Origin of the sequence: Halopseudomonas sp. (genome assembly GCF_036960865.1) — a bacterium.
In the GTDB taxonomy this organism is placed as follows: Bacteria; Pseudomonadota; Gammaproteobacteria; order Pseudomonadales; family Pseudomonadaceae; genus Halopseudomonas.
On sequence record NZ_JBALWE010000006.1, the window covers coordinates 239,009 to 256,828 of the forward strand.

General features: G+C 58.3%; 15 protein-coding genes. 5 read left to right on the top strand and 10 right to left on the bottom strand.

The window, feature by feature from the left end; all coding sequences use genetic code 11:
• Nucleotides 1–234: 234 nt before the first annotated feature.
• The 7 genes from lpdA to sdhC all read right to left on the bottom strand — a co-directional run bounded on the left by lpdA (nt 235) and on the right by sdhC (nt 9,408).
• Complete coding sequence (lpdA, locus tag V7747_RS10690) at nt 235–1,671, bottom strand: dihydrolipoyl dehydrogenase (protein ID WP_335616021.1); 1,437 nt, start codon at nt 1,669–1,671, stop codon at nt 235–237.
• A 96-nt stretch (nt 1,672–1,767) separates the two neighbouring features.
• Complete coding sequence (gene odhB / locus V7747_RS10695) at nt 1,768–2,988, bottom strand: 2-oxoglutarate dehydrogenase complex dihydrolipoyllysine-residue succinyltransferase (RefSeq protein WP_335616022.1); 1,221 nt, start codon at nt 2,986–2,988, stop codon at nt 1,768–1,770.
• Nucleotides 2,989–3,024: 36 nt separating this feature from the next.
• Entirely contained in the window at nt 3,025–5,859 is a 2,835-nt protein-coding gene (locus V7747_RS10700; protein WP_335616023.1) for a 2-oxoglutarate dehydrogenase E1 component, read from the bottom strand.
• A gap of 308 nt (nt 5,860–6,167) precedes the next feature.
• Complete coding sequence (locus V7747_RS10705) at nt 6,168–6,872, bottom strand: succinate dehydrogenase iron-sulfur subunit (RefSeq protein ID WP_335616024.1); 705 nt, start codon at nt 6,870–6,872, stop codon at nt 6,168–6,170.
• An 11-nt stretch (nt 6,873–6,883) separates the two neighbouring features.
• Nucleotides 6,884–8,656 (bottom strand): succinate dehydrogenase flavoprotein subunit, encoded by a 1,773-nt coding sequence (sdhA, locus tag V7747_RS10710; protein ID WP_335616025.1) that lies wholly within the window; start codon nt 8,654–8,656, stop codon nt 6,884–6,886.
• Nucleotides 8,657–9,028: a succinate dehydrogenase, hydrophobic membrane anchor protein gene (gene sdhD / locus V7747_RS10715; RefSeq protein WP_092283126.1), complete on the bottom strand. Its 372-nt coding sequence runs from the start codon at nt 9,026–9,028 to the stop codon at nt 8,657–8,659.
• Nucleotides 9,022–9,408, bottom strand: a complete 387-nt coding sequence (sdhC, locus tag V7747_RS10720) for a succinate dehydrogenase, cytochrome b556 subunit (RefSeq protein WP_335616026.1) — start codon at nt 9,406–9,408, stop codon at nt 9,022–9,024. The genes sdhD and sdhC overlap by 7 nt, the downstream gene beginning before the upstream one ends.
• Nucleotides 9,409–9,736: 328 nt before the next feature.
• On the opposite strand from sdhC, the gene gltA reads away from it, so the two are divergent.
• From gltA to V7747_RS10735, 3 genes are all read left to right on the top strand, one after another.
• A complete protein-coding gene (gene gltA, locus V7747_RS10725; RefSeq protein WP_335616027.1) occupies nt 9,737–11,011 on the top strand; it encodes a citrate synthase in 1,275 nt (424 codons plus the stop codon).
• A 425-nt stretch (nt 11,012–11,436) separates the two neighbouring features.
• Nucleotides 11,437–12,315, top strand: coding sequence for a LysR family transcriptional regulator (locus tag V7747_RS10730; RefSeq protein ID WP_335616028.1), 879 nt, complete (start codon nt 11,437–11,439; stop codon nt 12,313–12,315).
• Nucleotides 12,316–12,453: 138 nt separating this feature from the next.
• Nucleotides 12,454–13,341, top strand: coding sequence for an EamA family transporter (locus V7747_RS10735; protein WP_335616029.1), 888 nt, complete (start codon nt 12,454–12,456; stop codon nt 13,339–13,341).
• A gap of 9 nt (nt 13,342–13,350) precedes the next feature.
• Here the strand turns inward: V7747_RS10735 and V7747_RS10740 are convergent, their stop codons facing one another.
• Nucleotides 13,351–13,602, bottom strand: a complete 252-nt coding sequence (locus V7747_RS10740) for a YkgJ family cysteine cluster protein (protein ID WP_335616030.1) — start codon at nt 13,600–13,602, stop codon at nt 13,351–13,353.
• Between the two features lie 52 nt (nt 13,603–13,654).
• Complete coding sequence (locus tag V7747_RS10745; RefSeq protein WP_335616031.1) at nt 13,655–14,521, bottom strand: NAD(P)-dependent oxidoreductase; 867 nt, start codon at nt 14,519–14,521, stop codon at nt 13,655–13,657.
• A 121-nt stretch (nt 14,522–14,642) separates the two neighbouring features.
• On the opposite strand from V7747_RS10745, the gene ppnP reads away from it, so the two are divergent.
• On the top strand, nt 14,643–14,924 hold the full coding sequence (ppnP, locus tag V7747_RS10750; RefSeq protein WP_335616032.1) for a pyrimidine/purine nucleoside phosphorylase: 282 nt from the start codon (nt 14,643–14,645) through the stop codon (nt 14,922–14,924).
• Nucleotides 14,925–14,948: 24 nt separating this feature from the next.
• Here ppnP and V7747_RS10755 read toward each other — a convergent pair whose 3' ends face one another.
• Nucleotides 14,949–15,392 carry an acyl-CoA thioesterase gene (locus V7747_RS10755; protein WP_335616033.1) on the bottom strand — a complete coding sequence of 148 codons (444 nt, stop codon included), beginning with the start codon at nt 15,390–15,392 and terminating at the stop codon, nt 14,949–14,951.
• 153 nt (nt 15,393–15,545) lie between these two features.
• On the opposite strand from V7747_RS10755, the gene V7747_RS10760 reads away from it, so the two are divergent.
• A complete protein-coding gene (locus tag V7747_RS10760; protein WP_335616034.1) occupies nt 15,546–17,795 on the top strand; it encodes an Orn/Lys/Arg decarboxylase N-terminal domain-containing protein in 2,250 nt (749 codons plus the stop codon).
• Nucleotides 17,796–17,820: the final 25 nt, after the last annotated feature.

The following is a 17,820-nucleotide window of genomic DNA, read 5'->3' on the forward strand; positions in this document are numbered from 1 at the left end:
AGTTGCCGCCACCAATGCCGCCTGCCGGAAGCCTGTCAGCCCGAACATGGTAAACACTACATACCATCCCAGGGTTACATTTTGTAACCGCTGGCGCAGCTAATGCGTCGGGAAAAACGTTTCCAGCCAGCTGACTGACCACCTCGTTGTGGCCTGACCGATCACTCGGTCAAAGTTATTCTTCGCGAAAACCGGACGGTCACTGAGTAACCGCTCGGTCTCTGGATCGCTATATTAACGCTTCTTGCGGTTGGCGATGTGAATCGCGTGACCATTGACCGCCAAAGCAGCTTCGTGCAGTGCTTCAGACAGGGTCGGGTGCGAAAACACCATCATGCCGAGGTCTTCGGCACTGGTGCCAAATTCCATGGCAATGGCGCCCTGCTGCACCAATTCGGCCGCGCTTGGCCCAATAACGTGAACGCCCAGCACGCGGTCGGTCTTGGCATCGGCAATCATCTTGACCATGCCGCCGGTATCGTTGGCTGCCACTGCACGACCGCTGGCCGCGAAGGGGAATACGCCGACGTTATACTCAACGCCTTCGGCTTTGAGTTGCTTCTCGTTCTTGCCGACCCACGCGATTTCTGGGTGAGTGTAAATAACCGAGGGGATCAGATCGTAGTTCATGGCCGCCTTGTGGCCAGCGATGCGCTCAGCAACCATGACGCCCTCTTCCGAGGACTTGTGCGCCAGCATCGGGCCGCGCACCATGTCGCCCACAGCGTAAACGCCGGGCACGCTGGTAGCACAGTAATCATCGACAAACACCATGCCACGCTCATCCAGATCCACACCGCAATCGGAGGCCAGCAGGTTTTCGGTGTAAGGACGACGACCAACCGCAACAATCAGCTTGTCAAAGGTCAGTTGCTGTTCGCCTTCGGAGTCAGAGAAGGAAACCACAACTTGCTTGCGCTTGATCTCGGTACCGGTAACGCGGGCGCCCAGGCGCACCTGAAGACCCTGCTTGGTGAAAGTCTTGAGCGCTTCCTTGGCAACCTGCTCGTCGGCCAGGCCGAGGAAGGTATCAAGGGCTTCAAAAACAACCACCTCAGCGCCAAGACGACGCCATACCGAGCCCAGTTCCAGACCAATAACGCCGGCGCCGATCACGCCCAACTTCTTGGGTACGGTGGTAAATTCCAGCGCGCCGGTAGAGTCAACGATGATGTCGTCCGTCAGCGGTGCCGGGGGAATGTTGATCGGCACCGAGCCGGAGGCCAGGATCACGTTTTCAGCATCGATGATGCTGGTGGTGCCGTCCGGTGCAGTAACCTCAACCTTCTTGCCTGCCAGCAACTTGCCGTGACCTTCGATGCTGGTCACACCGTTTGCCTTGAACAGGGTGGCAACACCGCCAGTGAATTGTTTGACGATCTTGTCCTTGCGCTCGACCATCGCAGGAACATCCATATTGATGCCCTTGATGTCGATGCCGTGAATCTTGAAGCCCTCTTTCGCTTCATGGTACTTCCAGGTGCTGTCGAGCAGTGCCTTGGAAGGGATGCAGCCCACGTTCAGGCAAGTGCCGCCGAGCGCCTGCTTGCCATCCTTACCCACATACTTTTCGATACAGGCGGTTTTCAAACCCAGCTGTGCAGCGCGAATAGCCGCGACGTAACCGCCGGGGCCCGCACCAATGACTACCACATCGTATTTCTGACTCATAACCAAATCCTCTGTTGGCAGCAATAATTCGAAGGCTGCTCAGCACCCTGTGTGCTGAGCAGCGCCTAATGTTGCCGCTGAAAGCGTACCGCCCTGTCAGACTTCCAGAATCAGACGTGCCGGGTCTTCCAGCAAATCCTTGATGGCGACCAGGAAGCTCACCGCTTCCTTGCCGTCGATCAGGCGGTGATCATAGGACAGAGCCAAATACATCATCGGCAGAATGACCACCTGACCATTGTCGGCCATGGGGCGTTCCTGAATCTTGTGCATGCCCAGAATAGCGGCCTGCGGCGGATTGACGATGGGTGACGACAGCAGCGAGCCGAATACGCCGCCATTGGAAATGGTGAAGGTGCCCCCGGTCATTTCTTCCATGGTCAGCTTGCCGTCACGGGCCTTGCGGCCGTAATCAGCGATGGTGCCTTCGATCTGCGCCAGCCCCATGTGCTCGGTATTGCGCAGAATCGGAACGACCAGACCACGATCACTGGAAACCGCGACGCCGATGTCCTGGTAACCGTGATAAACGATGTCATTGCCGTCGATCGAAGCATTCACCGCCGGATAACGCTTCAGCGCCTCGGTAGCCGCCTTGACGAAGAAGGACATGAAGCCCAGACGCACGCCGTCGTGCTTCTTCTCGAACAGGTCCTTGTACTTCTTGCGCAGATCCATGATCGGCTTCATGTTGACTTCGTTATAGGTCGTCAACATGGCCATGCTGGACTGGGCATCAACCAGACGCTCGGCAATACGTGCGCGCAAACGCGTCATGGGCACACGTTTCTCGACCCGATCACCCTCACCCACCGCGACCGCAGCAGGTGCAGCAGCAGGCTTCGCAGCCGGCGCTGCCGCTGGCGCGTTCTTCTTGGCTTCGACTGCGTTCAGCACGTCTTCTTTGGTGACGCGACCGCCTTTGCCAGTACCGGTGATGTCGGCTGCAGCCAGACCATTCTCTTCCGCCAGCTTGCGTGCCGCCGGAGACAGCATGGGCTCGTCAGTCGACTCGGCAGCAGCCGGAGCGGCTTCGGCCTTGGCCTCGGCCGGCTTGGCAGCAGGTGCTGATGCAGCTTCACCGTCTTTCAGACTGCCCAGTACTTCACCGCTCAAAACAGTGTCGCCTTCGGCTTTGGCGATATCGCCCATAACGCCGTCAGCTTCGGCCAATACTTCCAGCACCACCTTGTCGGTTTCGATGTCGACGAGCAGGTCGTCACGCTTTACTGCATCGCCCGGTTGCTTGTGCCAGGTAGCGACTGTGCCGTCAGCAACCGATTCCGGAAAAGTAGGGGCCTTGATTTCAATAGCCATTGTCGATCCTTATAAATTCTCTGTTGTCGCCGTTGCTCAGGCAGTAAAAGCGTCTTGCAGGAGCTTTTCCTGCTGTTCCGCATGCATGGAAGGATGGCCGCAGGCCGGCGCGGCAGAAGCCTCTCGTCCAGCGTAGTCCAGATACAGATTTTTGGTTTTGTGGTCGGCAAGAACCCGACGCATGTGATGCTGACTGCAATACCAGGCGCCTTGGTTCATGGGCTCTTCCTGACACCAGACGACCTTCTTGAGGTGCTTGTAGGGTGCCAGCACCTCGCCGAGGTCATCTTCGGGGAAGGGATAGAGCTGCTCAATGCGGATGATTGCGATGTTGTCGAGTTCTTCCTTGCGACGCTTCTCAAGCAGGTCGTAGTAGACCTTGCCACTACACATGACGACGCGATCGACTTTCTTCGGATCAAGCGCATCCACCTCGGGAATCACCGTCTGGAAAGAACCGTCGGACAGCTCCTCAAGGGTCGAGGTAGCCAGCTTGTGGCGCAGCAGCGACTTGGGTGTGAGGGCAATCAAAGGCTTACGCAATGGACGAATCACCTGACGACGCAGCATGTGATACACCTGCGCCGGCGTGGACGGCACACAAACCTGAATATTGTGCTCCGCAGACAGCTGAAGGAAGCGCTCCAGACGAGCGGAAGAGTGCTCCGGCCCCTGCCCTTCATAACCGTGCGGCAACAGCATGGTCAAACCACAGAGGCGACCCCACTTGTGCTCACCGCTAGTGATGAACTGATCCACCACCACCTGCGCGCCATTGAAGAAGTCACCGAACTGCGCTTCCCAGATAACCAGGGCGTTGGGCGTGGTCGTCGCGTAACCGTATTCAAAGGCCAGCACCGCTTCTTCGGACAGCAGCGAGTCGTAGATATCGAAACGTGGCTGGTTGTCGCTCAGTTTGCGTAGCGGCACGTAGGCGCGGCCATCATTCTGGCTGTGCAAAACGGCATGGCGGTGCGAGAAAGTACCGCGACCCACGTCCTGTCCGGTGATACGAATGGGGTGCCCCTCATGCAGCAGCGTTGCGTATGCCATGGTTTCAGCAAAACCCCAGTTCAGCGCCAGCGCGCCGGCAGCCATCTTGCGACGGTCCTCGACGATCTTGCTGACCTGACGCTGCAGTACCAGCCCGTCGGGCAGATCAGTCAGCTTGTTGGCCAACTCCTGGAGGGTTTTCAGGTCGAAGCTGGTGTCATGACGCGCGGTCCACTTGTGATTCAGGTAAGGGGCCCAGTCGACGAAAGAGCTGCTATCCGGCTCCTTGACCAGGCTCTTTACCACGTGGTCGCCGTTGTCCAGCGCATTGCGGTATTCCTCGAAATACTCTTGGACCTCATCCTTGGTCAGCACACCTTCGCCCACCAGACGGTCGGCGTAGATTTCACGGGTAGTGGCATGCTTGGTGATGATGTCGTACATCAGCGGCTGGGTGCCGGAGGGCTCATCCGCTTCGTTGTGACCACGGCGGCGGTAGCACACCAGATCGATGACCACGTCACGCTTGAACTGCATGCGGTAATCAACCGCCAGTTGGGTAACGAAGAGTACGGCTTCCGGATCATCACCATTCACATGGAAGATCGGCGCCTGAATCATCTTGGCCACGTCGGTGCAGTATTCGGTAGAGCGCGCATCGTCCTGGCGGCTGGTAGTAAAGCCGACCTGGTTGTTGACTACGATGTGAATGGTCCCACCGGTCTTGTAGGCCCGGGTCTGCGACATCTGGAAGGTTTCCATGACCACACCCTGGCCGGCAAAGGCCGCGTCGCCATGGATGCTGATCGGCAGTACCTTGTCGCCGGTGGTATCCAGACGACGATCCTGACGCGCGCGCACAGAGCCTTCGACCACCGGAGAAACGATCTCCAGGTGGGAGGGGTTGAACGCCAGGGCCAAGTGAACCTCGCCACCTGAGGTCATGACGTTGGACGAGAAACCCTGGTGATACTTGACGTCACCGGACCCCATGTCCACTTTCTTCTTGCCTTCAAACTCGTCGAACAGGTCGCGAGGATTCTTGCCAAGCGTGTTGACCAGCACGTTCAAGCGACCGCGGTGCGCCATCCCCAGCACTACTTCCTGGGTGCCGTAAGAGCCGGAGCGCTGGATAATCTCGTCCAGCATGGGAATCAGGCTTTCGCCGCCTTCCACGCCAAAGCGCTTGGTGCCGGGGTATTTGGTACCCAGATATTTTTCCAGGCCCTCTGCAGCGGTGAGGCGCTCCAGCAAATGACGCTTGGTATCGACGCCCAACTGCGGACGCCCGCGAACACTCTCCATCCGCTGCTGAAACCAGCGGCGCTGAGCAGAGTCGACAATGTGCATGTATTCGGCGCCAAAGGTCGAGCAGTAGGTGGTCTTCAGCCCTTCCAGTGTTTCGCGCAGCGTTGCCTCACCGGTTCCGAACTGCAGTTCACCGGTACGGAACACGGTGTCTAGATCAGCTTCGGTCAGGTCGTAGTCAGACAGCGTGAGGTCCGCAATCTCTTCGCGCTTCCACAACCCGAGCGGGTCGAGCTTGGCTGCCTGGTGGCCGCGCATGCGGTAGGAGTGAATCAGGCGGAGAACGTCGACCTGCTTTTTCTCGTGTTCACTGCTGACCTGGCCAGCGGAGGCCTGAGGACGTCGATTGCCCTTGGAAAGCAGGAGAAAGTGGTCGCGAATGGCGGAATGAGGGACATCTGATCCGGCATGGCCGTTAACTTGAGGCAGCTTCTGGAAATAGCTGCGCCATTCTTCGGCAACGCTGTTCGGATCTTGCAGGTAGAGCTCATAAAGCTCTTCAACATAGGATGCATTCCCACCGGATATGTGAGACGTGCTCCACAGCTGCTGCATTTCGCTGTCTGGCATGCTTGGTCACCCTGTTATGGGGACACCATCTGGCGCAAAGACCATTAATTGGCAAATACAACTCTGCCATCCGCGCAGAATATGTTTGGTGGTATCGAAGCAGTGTCGCTGCTTCCTACCTTGCTGCCACATATCCCGTCATAACGGAAAATTGCCGGCCCCGACAGATAGTTCGGGTGTTACCCGATTGCCCCTGTTGGTTTAGGTACATACAAACCGCGGCTTTTTGAGCTAGCGGTTCGTCTTAAAACTGTCCGACCCCTTGTAGCAGGGGCCGGCTCAGGCCAACTTAATGCAATTACAGCCGATCAGGTACCGCTTTGCAGCAACATGTTGCGAATGTGTCCGATTGCCCGGGTCGGGTTAAGACCTTTGGGGCACACATTGACGCAGTTCATGATGCCACGGCAGCGAAACACGCTGAACGGGTCATCCAGTGAAGCCAGACGTTCTTCGGTCTTCTCGTCGCGGCTGTCCGCCAGAAAGCGGTATGCCTGCAACAGACCAGCGGGACCGATGAACTTGTCGGGGTTCCACCAGAACGAAGGACAGGAAGTAGAGCAGCACGCACAGAGAATACACTCGTACAGGCCATCCAGCTTTTCCCGCTCTTCGGGAGACTGCAGGCGCTCGATAGCGGGCGCCGGCGTGTCATTTTGCAGATACGGCTGAACCTTTTCGTACTGCTTGTAGAAGATGCTCATATCTACAACCAAGTCACGAATTACCGGCAAACCAGGCAAAGGACGCAGTACCAGCTTGTTGTTTTTCACAACATCGGACAGCGGTGTGATGCACGCCAGGCCGTTCTTGCCGTTGATGTTCATGCCATCGGAACCGCACACGCCCTCGCGGCAGGAGCGACGGTAGGCCATGCCCACGTCTTGTTCCTTGATCAGCGCCAGTACGTCAAGAACCATGATGTCCTTGCCGCCGGTGTCGACCTGGAAATCCTGCATGAACGGCGCGTTGTCGGTTTCGGGGTTATAACGATAAACACTTACTTGCAACATATCGGTCACCCTTAGTAGGTACGCACTTTAGGTTCAAAGGCAGGCACTGTCTTCGGCGAGAAGTTAACGCCCCGCTTCTCCAGCTGCTTGGTTTCAGGCATGTACAGACTGTGGCACAGCCAGTTCACGTCATCGCGATCCTCAAAATCTTCACGCGCGTGAGCGCCGCGGCTTTCGGTGCGGGCTTCGGCTGCGATCGCGGTGGCTTCCGCCACTTCCAGCAGGTTTTGCAGTTCCAGCGCTTCGATACGCGCAGTGTTGAACGCCTGGCTCTTGTCGTCGATCTTCGCGGTCGCGATACGCTCCCGCAGATCAGCCAGCTGAGTGATGCCCTTCTGCATGAACTCACCGGTACGGAATACACCGAAGTAGTTCTGCATGCAGTTCTGCAACTCTTTGCGCAGCGGCGCGACATCTTCACCCTTGGTACGCTCGTTCAAGCCAGACAGGCGAGCCAGCGAAGCATCGATATCGGATTGCGAGGCATCACGGTAATCAACGCCTTCCTTCAGCGCGCTTTCGAGGTGCAGACCAGCAGCGCGACCGAATACCACCAAGTCTAGCAGCGAGTTGCCGCCCAGGCGGTTGGCGCCGTGCACGGATACGCACGCCACTTCACCGACCGCAAACAGACCTTCGACGATCTTGTCGTTGCCAGCCGAGTCGCGAGTAATTGCCTGACCATGAATGTTGGTAGCAATACCACCCATCATGTAGTGACAGGTGGGGACCACAGGAATAGGCGCAACAACGGGATCAACATGCGCGAAGGTCTTGGACAGCTCACAGATGCCCGGCAGACGGCTATGCAGTACTTCTTCACCCAGGTGATCCAGTTTCAGCATTACGTGGTCGCCATCAGGGCCGCAACCGTTGCCAGCCAGGATTTCCTTGACCATGGAACGGGCAACAACGTCGCGACCGGCAAGGTCCTTGGCGTTGGGCGCATAACGCTCCATGAAGCGTTCGCCGTCCTTGTTGATCAGGTAACCACCTTCACCACGACAACCTTCGGTCACCAGGGTGCCCGCGCCAGCGATACCGGTCGGGTGGAATTGCCACATTTCGATATCCTGCACCGGCACGCCCGCGCGCAGCGCCATGCCCACACCGTCACCGGTGTTGATCAGCGCGTTGGTGGTGGATGCATAGATACGACCCGCGCCGCCGGTAGCCAGTACTGTGGCCTTGGAGCGAATGTAAGCGGTTTCACCGGTTTCAATGCAGATTGCGATCACGCCCACGATGGCGCCGTCCTGGTTCTTCACCAGATCAACCGCATACCACTCGTTGAGGAAAGTCGTGTCGTGCTTGACGTTGTTCTGATACAGCGTATGCAGCAGCGCGTGACCAGTACGGTCAGCTGCGGCGCAAGTACGTGCAGCCTGAGTCGGGTTGTCCGGCCCTTTTGACTGGCCACCGAACGGACGCTGATAGATGCGGCCCTGCTCGGTACGTGAGAACGGCAGCCCCATGTGCTCAAGCTCGAACACCGCCTCAGGACCTACGGAACACATGTATTCGATAGCGTCCTGGTCACCGATATAATCGGAGCCCTTGACGGTGTCGTACATGTGCCAGCGCCAATCGTCATTCGGATCAGCCGAGGCGATCGCGCAAGTAATGCCGCCCTGGGCAGATACAGTGTGCGAACGAGTCGGAAACACCTTGGTGATAACGGCCGTCTTGTGACCGCCCTGAGCCAGCTGCAGCGCAGCGCGCATGCCGGCACCACCACCACCGATGATGATGGCATCAAAAGTCAAAGTACGCATGTTAGACATTTATCGAATACCCCACAGGATCTGCACGCCCCAGACAAAAAACACAAACATGGCAAGACCGCAGACCGCCTGGAACAGGAAGCGGACGACAGTGGCAGATTTGCCCAGCGCCATGGGAGTCAGGTAATCGGTTGAAATGGTCCACATGCCAACCCAGGCATGCACACTCAGGGCAACCAGCGTGAGCAGGCTGAAGATGCGCATCCAGTTCTGGCTGAACAAACCCTGCCATTCAGCAAAGGTCAGACCCGGATGAGCGATCAGATAACCGAGTAAAAACAGCACATAAGCAGCCAGCAGAACAGCGGAAACGCGTTGCGCCATCCAGTCATAAAGGCCGCTGCGAGACAGGTTGGTGACGTTAGTTACCATATCCAAACCCCCAGAAGAACAATCAGAATGACAGAGATAACGATCACTGCCTGCGAGCCACGCTTGCCGCTTTCAAGGCCTTCACCCACGCCAGCATCCATTACCAGGTGGCGCACACCGGCGACCAGGTGATAAAGCAGCGCAGCGAGAATGCCCCACACGACCAGTTTGGCCAGCGGGTGCTGAAGGCAATCTTGAACTTGCTCGAAACCGCTTTCCGAACTCAGTGATGTGTCCAGCATCCACAGCAGAATTGCGATGGAAACGAACAGAATCACGCCAGAGATGCGATGGAGAATTGACGTATAGGCTGTGACAGGAAGTTTGATTGTCCTGAGGTCTAGGTTGACGGGTCTTTTGCTATTCACGGCTATATTCACACTCATGGCCCTGTGGGCAGGGCTGGATTATAGGAAGGTGCGTAACCCTGTACTGCAGCCCCTGCAAGAGGCCCTGTGAGTCACTTTGCCGGTCAAGGAGTATAGAGACTTGGACCATTGATTACAATGCAACAGCTTGTTGCAAAGCGCTCTGAATCGCGTATGACCGGTATCAGCCAAAACACATTTGCAAGTCTATTAAAAGCTTTTAATTGCGCTCATTTCCTTTCACTATCAGTACAATTGACAAACCGATTTATCACCTTATAGTGATGCGGGCCCTGCGTGGGGGGTCACCTTTTCGATACAGCAAAACAGGAGGCCATCAATGGCTGACAAAAAAGCGCAATTGATCATCGAGGGCGCTGCCCCCATTGACCTACCGGTCTATTCCGGGACCATGGGTCCCGATGTAGTGGATGTTCGCGGCCTCACTGCAGAAGGCGTTTTCACGTTCGACCCCGGCTTCATGGCCACCTCATCCTGTGAATCCAAGATTACTTATATTGATGGTGATAAAGGCGTGCTTCTGCACCGCGGCTATCCCATTGATCAGCTTGCAGAAAAAGCGGATTTTCTAGAAACCTGCTTCCTGCTGCTCAAGGGCGAACTCCCCACCGACGAAGAAAAATCCAAGTTCGACAGCACCATCAAGAACCACACCATGGTGCACGAGCAACTGAAAACCTTCTTCAATGGCTTCCGTCGTGACGCCCACCCGATGGCTATCATGTGTGGCGTTGTCGGCGCCCTCTCCGCCTTCTACCACGACTCGCTGGACATCAACGATGCCCACCACCGCGAGATCTCGGCTATCCGCCTGATCGCCAAAATGCCGACCCTGGCCGCCATGGTGTACAAATATTCCATGGGCCAGCCCATGATGTACCCGCGCAACGACCTGAGCTACTCGGAAAACTTCCTGCACATGATGTTCAACACACCTTGTGACGAGAAGCCGATCAGCCCGGTACTGGCCAAGGCCATGGACCGCATCTTTGTCCTGCATGCTGACCACGAGCAGAACGCGTCTACCTCCACTGTACGCCTGGCCGGCTCTTCCGGCGCCAACCCCTTCGCCTGTATCGCAGCCGGCATCGCCGCTCTGTGGGGACCGGCGCACGGTGGCGCGAACGAAGCGGTGCTGCGCATGCTGGACGAAATCGGCGATGTATCGAATATCGAGAAGTTTGTTGCCAAGGCCAAGGACAAGGATGACCCGTTCAAACTGATGGGCTTTGGTCACCGTGTTTACAAGAACTTCGATCCGCGTGCCAAGGTCATGAAGCAGACCTGCGACGAAGTACTGGCCGAGCTGGGTATCAACGATCCGCAGCTGGAACTGGCCATGAAACTGGAAGAGATTGCGCGCAACGATCCCTACTTCAAAGAGCGCAACCTGTACCCGAACGTCGACTTCTACTCCGGCATCATCCTCAAGGCGATTGGTATTCCGACCGAGATGTTTACGGTTATCTTCGCCACCGGCCGCACGCCGGGCTGGATTGCCCACTGGAACGAGATGATCAGCGGCCCTTACAAGATCGGCCGTCCGCGTCAGCTGTATACCGGCTCCCCGCAGCGCGACTACCCATCCAAGTAAGTCGCCAGAGAGCAATAAAAAACCCGCTTCGGCGGGTTTTTTATTGCGCAAACTCCAACCGCAACCGTTACGGTACGACCGCAGCCCGCCTTTTTTCCGGAGGCTACGCCATTGGCGCGAGCCACCAAAAAACGGAATGAGCGGCGCTCCCGTCCCGGCGCCATAGGTGCTACTTCAAGTAGCGGTACAACTTGCGCACTACTCGTACTATCGCTCGACCCAACCAAAATGGCGGCATCGCCGGCATATAGAATTCGTGTTCAGGTCGTGACAGCGGAACCTCTCTTTTCTGGCACTGGCGCTTCTCGTCGGCACTCATGGTGAAGATCTCCTTTCGCAATGAAGCATCACCTTCGCGCGGCCAGCTTGTTCAATCCAGCGAATTTAAATAACATCAATCTTCAATTTAATTGAACGGAAACCCAATGGTCGACACAGCACAGGGCGCCCCACTGCCACTGCTGGAGCTGGATGTACTGCGCAGCTTCATCGCCATCGCCGAGACCGGCAGCTTTAGCCGCGCCGCCGCGCAGGTACACCGCACCCCTTCCGCCGTCAGCATGCAGATTAAACGCCTGGAAGAACTGCTCGGCTACCAGCTGCTACTGCGCACGCCGAAGCGCGCGCGCGTCACAACCGAGGGCGAGGCGCTGCTGGGCTTTGCCCGGCGCATGCTCAGTCTCAACCAGGAAGCCCTACGTCAGTTCTATCATCCGGAGATTACAGGCAGCGTTCGCCTTGGCACCTCGGATGACGTAGGCACACGCATACTGCCGGCAGTATTGAGCAGCTTCGCGCGCAGCTACCCAGGCGTACAGGTTGATGTGGTCGTGGGACGCAGTATTGATATGCTCGAACAGTTAGCCCGCTGCGAGCTTGACCTGGCGCTGGTCACTTCCGGCAATCACGCCACGAGCGGCCGGGTGGTTTATACCGAGCAATTGGTCTGGACTGAATGTGCCGGCGGCCAGGCAGCCACGCGCAGACCCGTGCCGCTATCGTTAGCCAGTGCTGGCTGTGTGTGGCGAGAGGCCGCTCTTGCTGCTCTTGATCGCGCCAATATTGCCTATCGAATTGCCTATGTCAGCGAACATTGCACCGGTCAGCAAGCGGCAATGGTAGCTGATCTGGCGATTGCTCCCTTCCCGCGCGGACTGGTCAGCAAACCACTCAAGATAGTGGACGACGCGGCGGGGCTACCGCCGCTCGGCAGTTATCAGATTTTGCTTGAGCGCAGCATTCAGAGCGGCCCGCTAGTAGATGCGTTGCAAAGCTTCGTCACTCACAGTTTCGAACTGTTGTGAACCGAGAATGCGTCAGCGCCCGGCCAGTTGCGCTCTACTGTACAGCTCATTGCGGGCATCACTGTACCGCAGCACAACGCGCCGGGCATGATTTTATAGGCAGCTCTATACCCCTGTAACAATGGAGCCCGCCGCCTCATGACGCCCAGAGATCTAGGATTCGCCCTGCTGGTTATTCTGGTATGGGGGCTCAATTTCGTCGTCATCAAGCTAGGGCTGGACGAGTTGCCGCCTATGCTGCTGGGCGCGCTGCGTTTTACCTTGGCGGCTATTCCGGCTGTGTTTTTCATTCGCCGCCCGCAGATCCCGCTGCGCTGGCTGCTGGCCTACGGTTTGACCATTTCCTTTGGCCAGTTTGCGTTTCTGTTCTCAGCCATGTCGGCTGGTATGCCCGCCGGCCTGGCCTCGCTGGTATTGCAGTCTCAGGCCTTTTTCACCCTCTTGTTCGCCGCCCTGGTGCTGGGTGAACGAATTCGCGCGCATAATCTGATCGGCCTGCTGATCGCTGCCACCGGTCTCTTGCTGATTGGTATCAATAGCGGCATCGGCATGACCCTGGCCGGCTTTATTCTGACCATTTGCGCCGCTGCCATGTGGGGGATGGGCAATATCATCACCAAGCGCGTTGGTCAGGTCGACCTGGTCAGTCTGGTAGTTTGGGGCAGTCTGGTACCACCACTACCCTTTCTTGCGATGTCGCTATGGCTGGAAGGGCCACAGCAGATCGGAGAGGCTTTGAGCCACCTCAGCCTGCAATCGGTACTGGCGCTGATCTACCTAGCCTTTGGTGCAACCCTGCTAGGCTACGGTCTCTGGAGTCGCCTGCTGTCGCGCTACCCGGCTGCGCAGGTGGCGCCCTTCTCGATGCTGGTACCGGTGATCGGTCTCAGCTCTGCGGCGTTGCTGTTGGGCGAACAACTGAGTGAGTTGCAAGTGTGGGGCACACTACTGGTGATGGGTGGTCTGACAGTCAACGTGTTTGCCGGTCGGCGGCCCCGCTCGATGCCGCTGAATCAACGTGGCTAATGCCGCCGTTCAGGCGGTTTCCCCTTCCAGCCAGGCGATGATGCGCATGGCCTCGTCCAGACTTTCACCACAGATAGCGGGCTCGGCCGCAAAACCGGCGCAGACCGCTGGCCGCTCAGGCGAATGGAAAATGGCACAGCGTCTATCCGCCTGCAAGTGCAGGCAGCGTACGCCCGCCGGCTTGCCGTTGGGCATCCCCGGCAGGGGCGAACTTATGGATGGTGCGATGCAACAGGCACCACAGCCGTCTCGACACTGCATTTAACACCCTTTGAAGATAACCACTGAAGAAGCCCGGGCGCGCATTCTAGTGTCAGCGCTTGAGGCGCGCAATCAGGCTGGAGGTATCCCAACGGCCGCCGCCCATGGCCTGCACATCGGCATAGAACTGATCAACCAGCGCCGTCACCGGCAATTGCGCGCCATTGCGCTGCGCCTCGGCCAGCACAATGGCCAGATCCTTGCGCATCCAGTCAACCGCAAAGCCATAGTCGAACTCCCCCGCGAGCATGGTCTTGTGACGATTTTCCATCTGCCATGACTGTGCCGCGCCTTTGCTGATGACCTCGACCACGGCCTCACCGTCCAGCCCGGCGCTCTGAGCAAAATTCAGCGCCTCGGAAAGCCCTTGAACCAGGCCGGCAATACAGATCTGGTTGACCATTTTTGTGAGCTGGCCGCTGCCAACCGGGCCCATCAGCTGCAACATGCGGGCGTAGGTTTTCATGATCGGGCGCACCAGATCAAACACCGCCTCGTCACCGCCGACCATAATGGTCAGTTGGCCCTTTTCCGCACCGGATTGCCCGCCAGAGACGGGCGCATCCAAAAAGCCTACGCCCTGTTTCGCCGCCAGTGCCGCCAGTTCACGCGCGACATCTGCCGAGGCCGTAGTGTGGTCCACCAGCACCAGACCACTGCGCGCTCCCGAGAGCACGCCATCGTTGCCAGCGATGACCGCGCGCAGGTCATCATCATTGCCTACACAGAGCATTACGTAGTCCTGATCAACCGCAGCCAGTGCGGGGGTATCCGCCGCGCTGCCGGCGTGTTCCGCGACCCACTGGCGCGCCTTACTCGCTGTGCGGTTGTAGACAGTAACCTGGTGTCCGGCGCGCTGCAGATGCCCCGCCATCGGGTAACCCATTACCCCCAGACCGATAAAACCGATATTTGCCATGCCAGCAACTCCATACCGCTTTGCGCGGGTAAAAACAGACGATTTTTAAGCTTGGCGGCAATTGCCTGAAGGCCCGGCCGCTCGGCATAATGAGCGCCCTTTCTCTCCAGGAGTATGCCCCGTGTTTCAGGTAAATCAGTATTTTGACGGCAAGGTTGCGTCCATCGCCTTTCAACAGCCCGAAGGCAGCGCCACCGTTGGCGTCATGGCACCGGGTGAGTACGAGTTCGGTACCAGCCAACTGGAAATCATGCACGTCATCAACGGCGAACTGACCGTCAAGCTGCCTGATGCCGACAGCTGGACTACCTACGCTGCCGGCGAGCAGTTCACCGTTGCCGCCAACAGCCGCTTCAACCTCAAGGTAGAACGCGACACTGCCTACCTGTGCGAATACCGCTAACAGCTAGCCAAAAGCCGCATCAGGTCAATCGGGGCTGGCTTCGGTCAGCCCCTTGCCGTACTGCTCGATAAATACCTCGGGCATGCGCTTGGGCCGCCCGGTACTGAGTTCGATACACACAAAGGTAGTACGCGCCCGCAGTAGCGTCACGCCATCGCTTTTGCGGCAGAGTTGAAAGTGCCGCGTCATGCGCAGCTTTTTGTCCCAGTGAATGATCCAGGTCGCCATGACCAGCTCATCACCCTCGTACGCAGCCGCCAGATAATCGATTTCATGGCGCAGCACCGCCATCGCGCGGTCCAGCTCACGGTACTGAACCAGCCCCAGCCCGAGTGACATCGAATGCTCCCAGGCGCAACGCTCCAGCCAACGCACGTAGACCGTATTGTTGGCATGGCCCAGCTCGTCGATATCCTCGGCGCGCACCAGAATATCCAGCGTATGCGGGTTGTGCAGATCCCAATTCAAAAGCGCATCTCCTTGGCAAGGGCGACCCAGTAATGGCCGCCTTGGTTGGATGCCCGATGGTACTACAAAGACACCCGATAACGGCCTTGGCATAGGCAAAACAGGGCAATCTGGCTTAGGCTGGAGACACATCCACAGCAACACAGGGCAGTCATGTTCAAGCACCTGAATTTTCCCATTCTGGTCATCAATCCCGCTATCGGCCTGTCCAATGTGGCCGGCACACAACTCGACGCCCTGTTCCAGGCGCTCGACGGCGAAGGTTTTGAGGTATTGGGCGCCGAGTCACTGGATGAGGGCCGGCTGATTGCCGAAGCGCACCGCGGGCTGTCCTGCATACTGTTCACCCCCGACAGCGACGTCGCGTTGGACGAGGTAGAGGCCCTGTTCAGCGCCGCCCACAGCCGCTCGCCGGAGTTGCCGATCATGGCGCTGAGCACACGCCAGAGCATCGCGCCGGAACTGCTCGCCGAGCTGCGAGAGCTGCACCAGATTCGCGGCATCATCTACCTATTTGAAGACACCCTGCCCTTTATCGCTGGCCAGATTGCGCGAACCGCGCGCAGCTACCTGAGCCAGCTGCTGCCGCCGTTCTTCAAGGCCCTGCTGGATTACACCGCGCGCTCCAGTTACTCCTGGCATTCGCCCGGCCACGGCGGCGGGGTCGCGTTTCGCAAGAGCCCGGTGGGGCGCGCCTTTCACGACTTCTTTGGTGAAAACACCCTGCGCTCGGATCTATCGGTATCGGTACCCGGTCTGGGGTCGCTGCTGGATCACACCGGGCCGGTAGCCGAAGCCGAGGCCAACACGGCGCGAACCTTTGGCGCCGATCACAGCTTTTACGTGGTCAACGGCACCTCTACATCGAACAAGATCATCTGGCATGCCTACGTCACCCGCGATGATCTGGTACTGGTTGACCGCAACTGCCACAAGTCGATTCTGCACGCGATCATCATGACCGGTGCCATCCCAATCTACCTCAGCGGTTCACGCAACGATTACGGCATCATCGGCCCGATTGGCCGCGAGGCCTTCAGCCCTGCTGCGCTGCAGCGGCTGATTGAACAGCACCCTTTGCTTGATGGCAGCCAACGCAAGATCAAGCTGGCCGTGCTCACCAATTCCACCTACGACGGCCTGTGCTACAACACCGAGATGATCAAGGAGCAGTTGCAGGACAGCGTCGACGTGCTGCACTTCGACGAGGCCTGGTATGGTTACGCCGCCTTTCACCCCTTCTATCACGGGCGTCACGGCATGAGCGAGCGGGCCGGCGCGCCGCGCACCCAGCACCCGCTGGTGTTTGCCACCCAGTCACCGCACAAGGTGCTGGCCGCCCTGTCGCAGGCCTCGATCATTCTCGCCAAGGACAGCGCCGAGCAGCAGCTCGACCATGAGCGCTTTAACGAAGCCTACATGATGCACACCTCCACCTCGCCGCACTACGGCATGATCGCCTCCATCGATGTAGCCACCGGCATGATGGCCGGCCCGGCCGGCAGATCACTGGTCCAGGAAACCCTTGATGAAGCCCTGTCGTTTCGCCGCGCCATGGCGCAGACCGCTGAACAGATGCCGGAGGAGCAATGGTGGTTTGATGTCTGGGAGCCGGAGTCGGCGCTGGCCGAAAAAGAGCTGCGGGCCAACGACTGGACCCTGGATGATCAGGCCGAGTGGCACGGCTTTGGCCAGATGAGCGATGACTTCGCCATGCTCGACCCGATCAAGGTCAGCCTGCTCACGCCCGGCGTTGAAGAAAAGGGCCGCTTGGCCAAGAGCGGCATACCGGCCGCACTGGTAACGCGCTTTCTGGCTGAGCGCGGCCTGGTGGTAGAAAAGACGGGGCTGTATTCCTTCTTGATTCTGTTCTCCCTGGGCATTACCAAGGGCAAATGGAGCACACTGCTGTCCGAGCTGCGCGAATTCAAGCGCCTGTACGATCAGGACGCGCCACTGGAGGTCACCTTGCCCAGCCTGGCCCAGCATCCGCGCTATCAGGGCCTGGGACTGCGCGCGCTCGGTGAACGCCTGCACCAGTGCTACAAGAAACACAGCCTGATCAAGTTGATGCGGCAGATGTACACCACCCTGCCGCAGATCAGCCTGCGCCCGGCAGACGCTTACCAGCAGATGGTCAGAGGTCAGGTTGAATCCGTGCCCGTCAGCGCGCTGGCCGGGCGCTTGAGCGCCGTGATGCTGGTGCCCTATCCGCCGGGTATTCCGGTTATCATGCCTGGGGAGCGCTTCCCGCAGGACAACAGCGCGATCACCGACTACCTGAACGCGGCCATCGAGCTGGAGGAGCAGTTCCCCGGCTTTGCCAACGACATCCATGGTCTGCGCATGGAGCAGTTTGATGGGCAGGTGAATTGGCGGGTGGATTGCCTGATTGAGGAGTGATGTACGCAACTGCCTCACCCGCCAG

What these genes read in the sequence shown, in the direction of transcription:
- V7747_RS10745 (WP_335616031.1), bottom strand. Translation starts at nt 14,521, where the DNA reads ATGGCAAATATCGGTTTTATCGGTCTGGGGGTAATGGGTTACCCGATG.
- V7747_RS10760 (WP_335616034.1), top strand. Translation starts at nt 15,546, where the DNA reads ATGTTCAAGCACCTGAATTTTCCCATTCTGGTCATCAATCCCGCTATC.
- sdhD (WP_092283126.1), bottom strand. Translation starts at nt 9,028, where the DNA reads ATGGTAACTAACGTCACCAACCTGTCTCGCAGCGGCCTTTATGACTGG.
- gltA (WP_335616027.1), top strand. Translation starts at nt 9,737, where the DNA reads ATGGCTGACAAAAAAGCGCAATTGATCATCGAGGGCGCTGCCCCCATT.
- V7747_RS10705 (WP_335616024.1), bottom strand. Translation starts at nt 6,872, where the DNA reads ATGTTGCAAGTAAGTGTTTATCGTTATAACCCCGAAACCGACAACGCG.
- odhB (WP_335616022.1), bottom strand. Translation starts at nt 2,988, where the DNA reads ATGGCTATTGAAATCAAGGCCCCTACTTTTCCGGAATCGGTTGCTGAC.
- V7747_RS10740 (WP_335616030.1), bottom strand. Translation starts at nt 13,602, where the DNA reads ATGCAGTGTCGAGACGGCTGTGGTGCCTGTTGCATCGCACCATCCATA.
- sdhA (WP_335616025.1), bottom strand. Translation starts at nt 8,656, where the DNA reads ATGTCTAACATGCGTACTTTGACTTTTGATGCCATCATCATCGGTGGT.
- V7747_RS10730 (WP_335616028.1), top strand. Translation starts at nt 11,437, where the DNA reads ATGGTCGACACAGCACAGGGCGCCCCACTGCCACTGCTGGAGCTGGAT.
- V7747_RS10700 (WP_335616023.1), bottom strand. Translation starts at nt 5,859, where the DNA reads ATGCCAGACAGCGAAATGCAGCAGCTGTGGAGCACGTCTCACATATCC.
- lpdA (WP_335616021.1), bottom strand. Translation starts at nt 1,671, where the DNA reads ATGAGTCAGAAATACGATGTGGTAGTCATTGGTGCGGGCCCCGGCGGT.
- V7747_RS10735 (WP_335616029.1), top strand. Translation starts at nt 12,454, where the DNA reads ATGACGCCCAGAGATCTAGGATTCGCCCTGCTGGTTATTCTGGTATGG.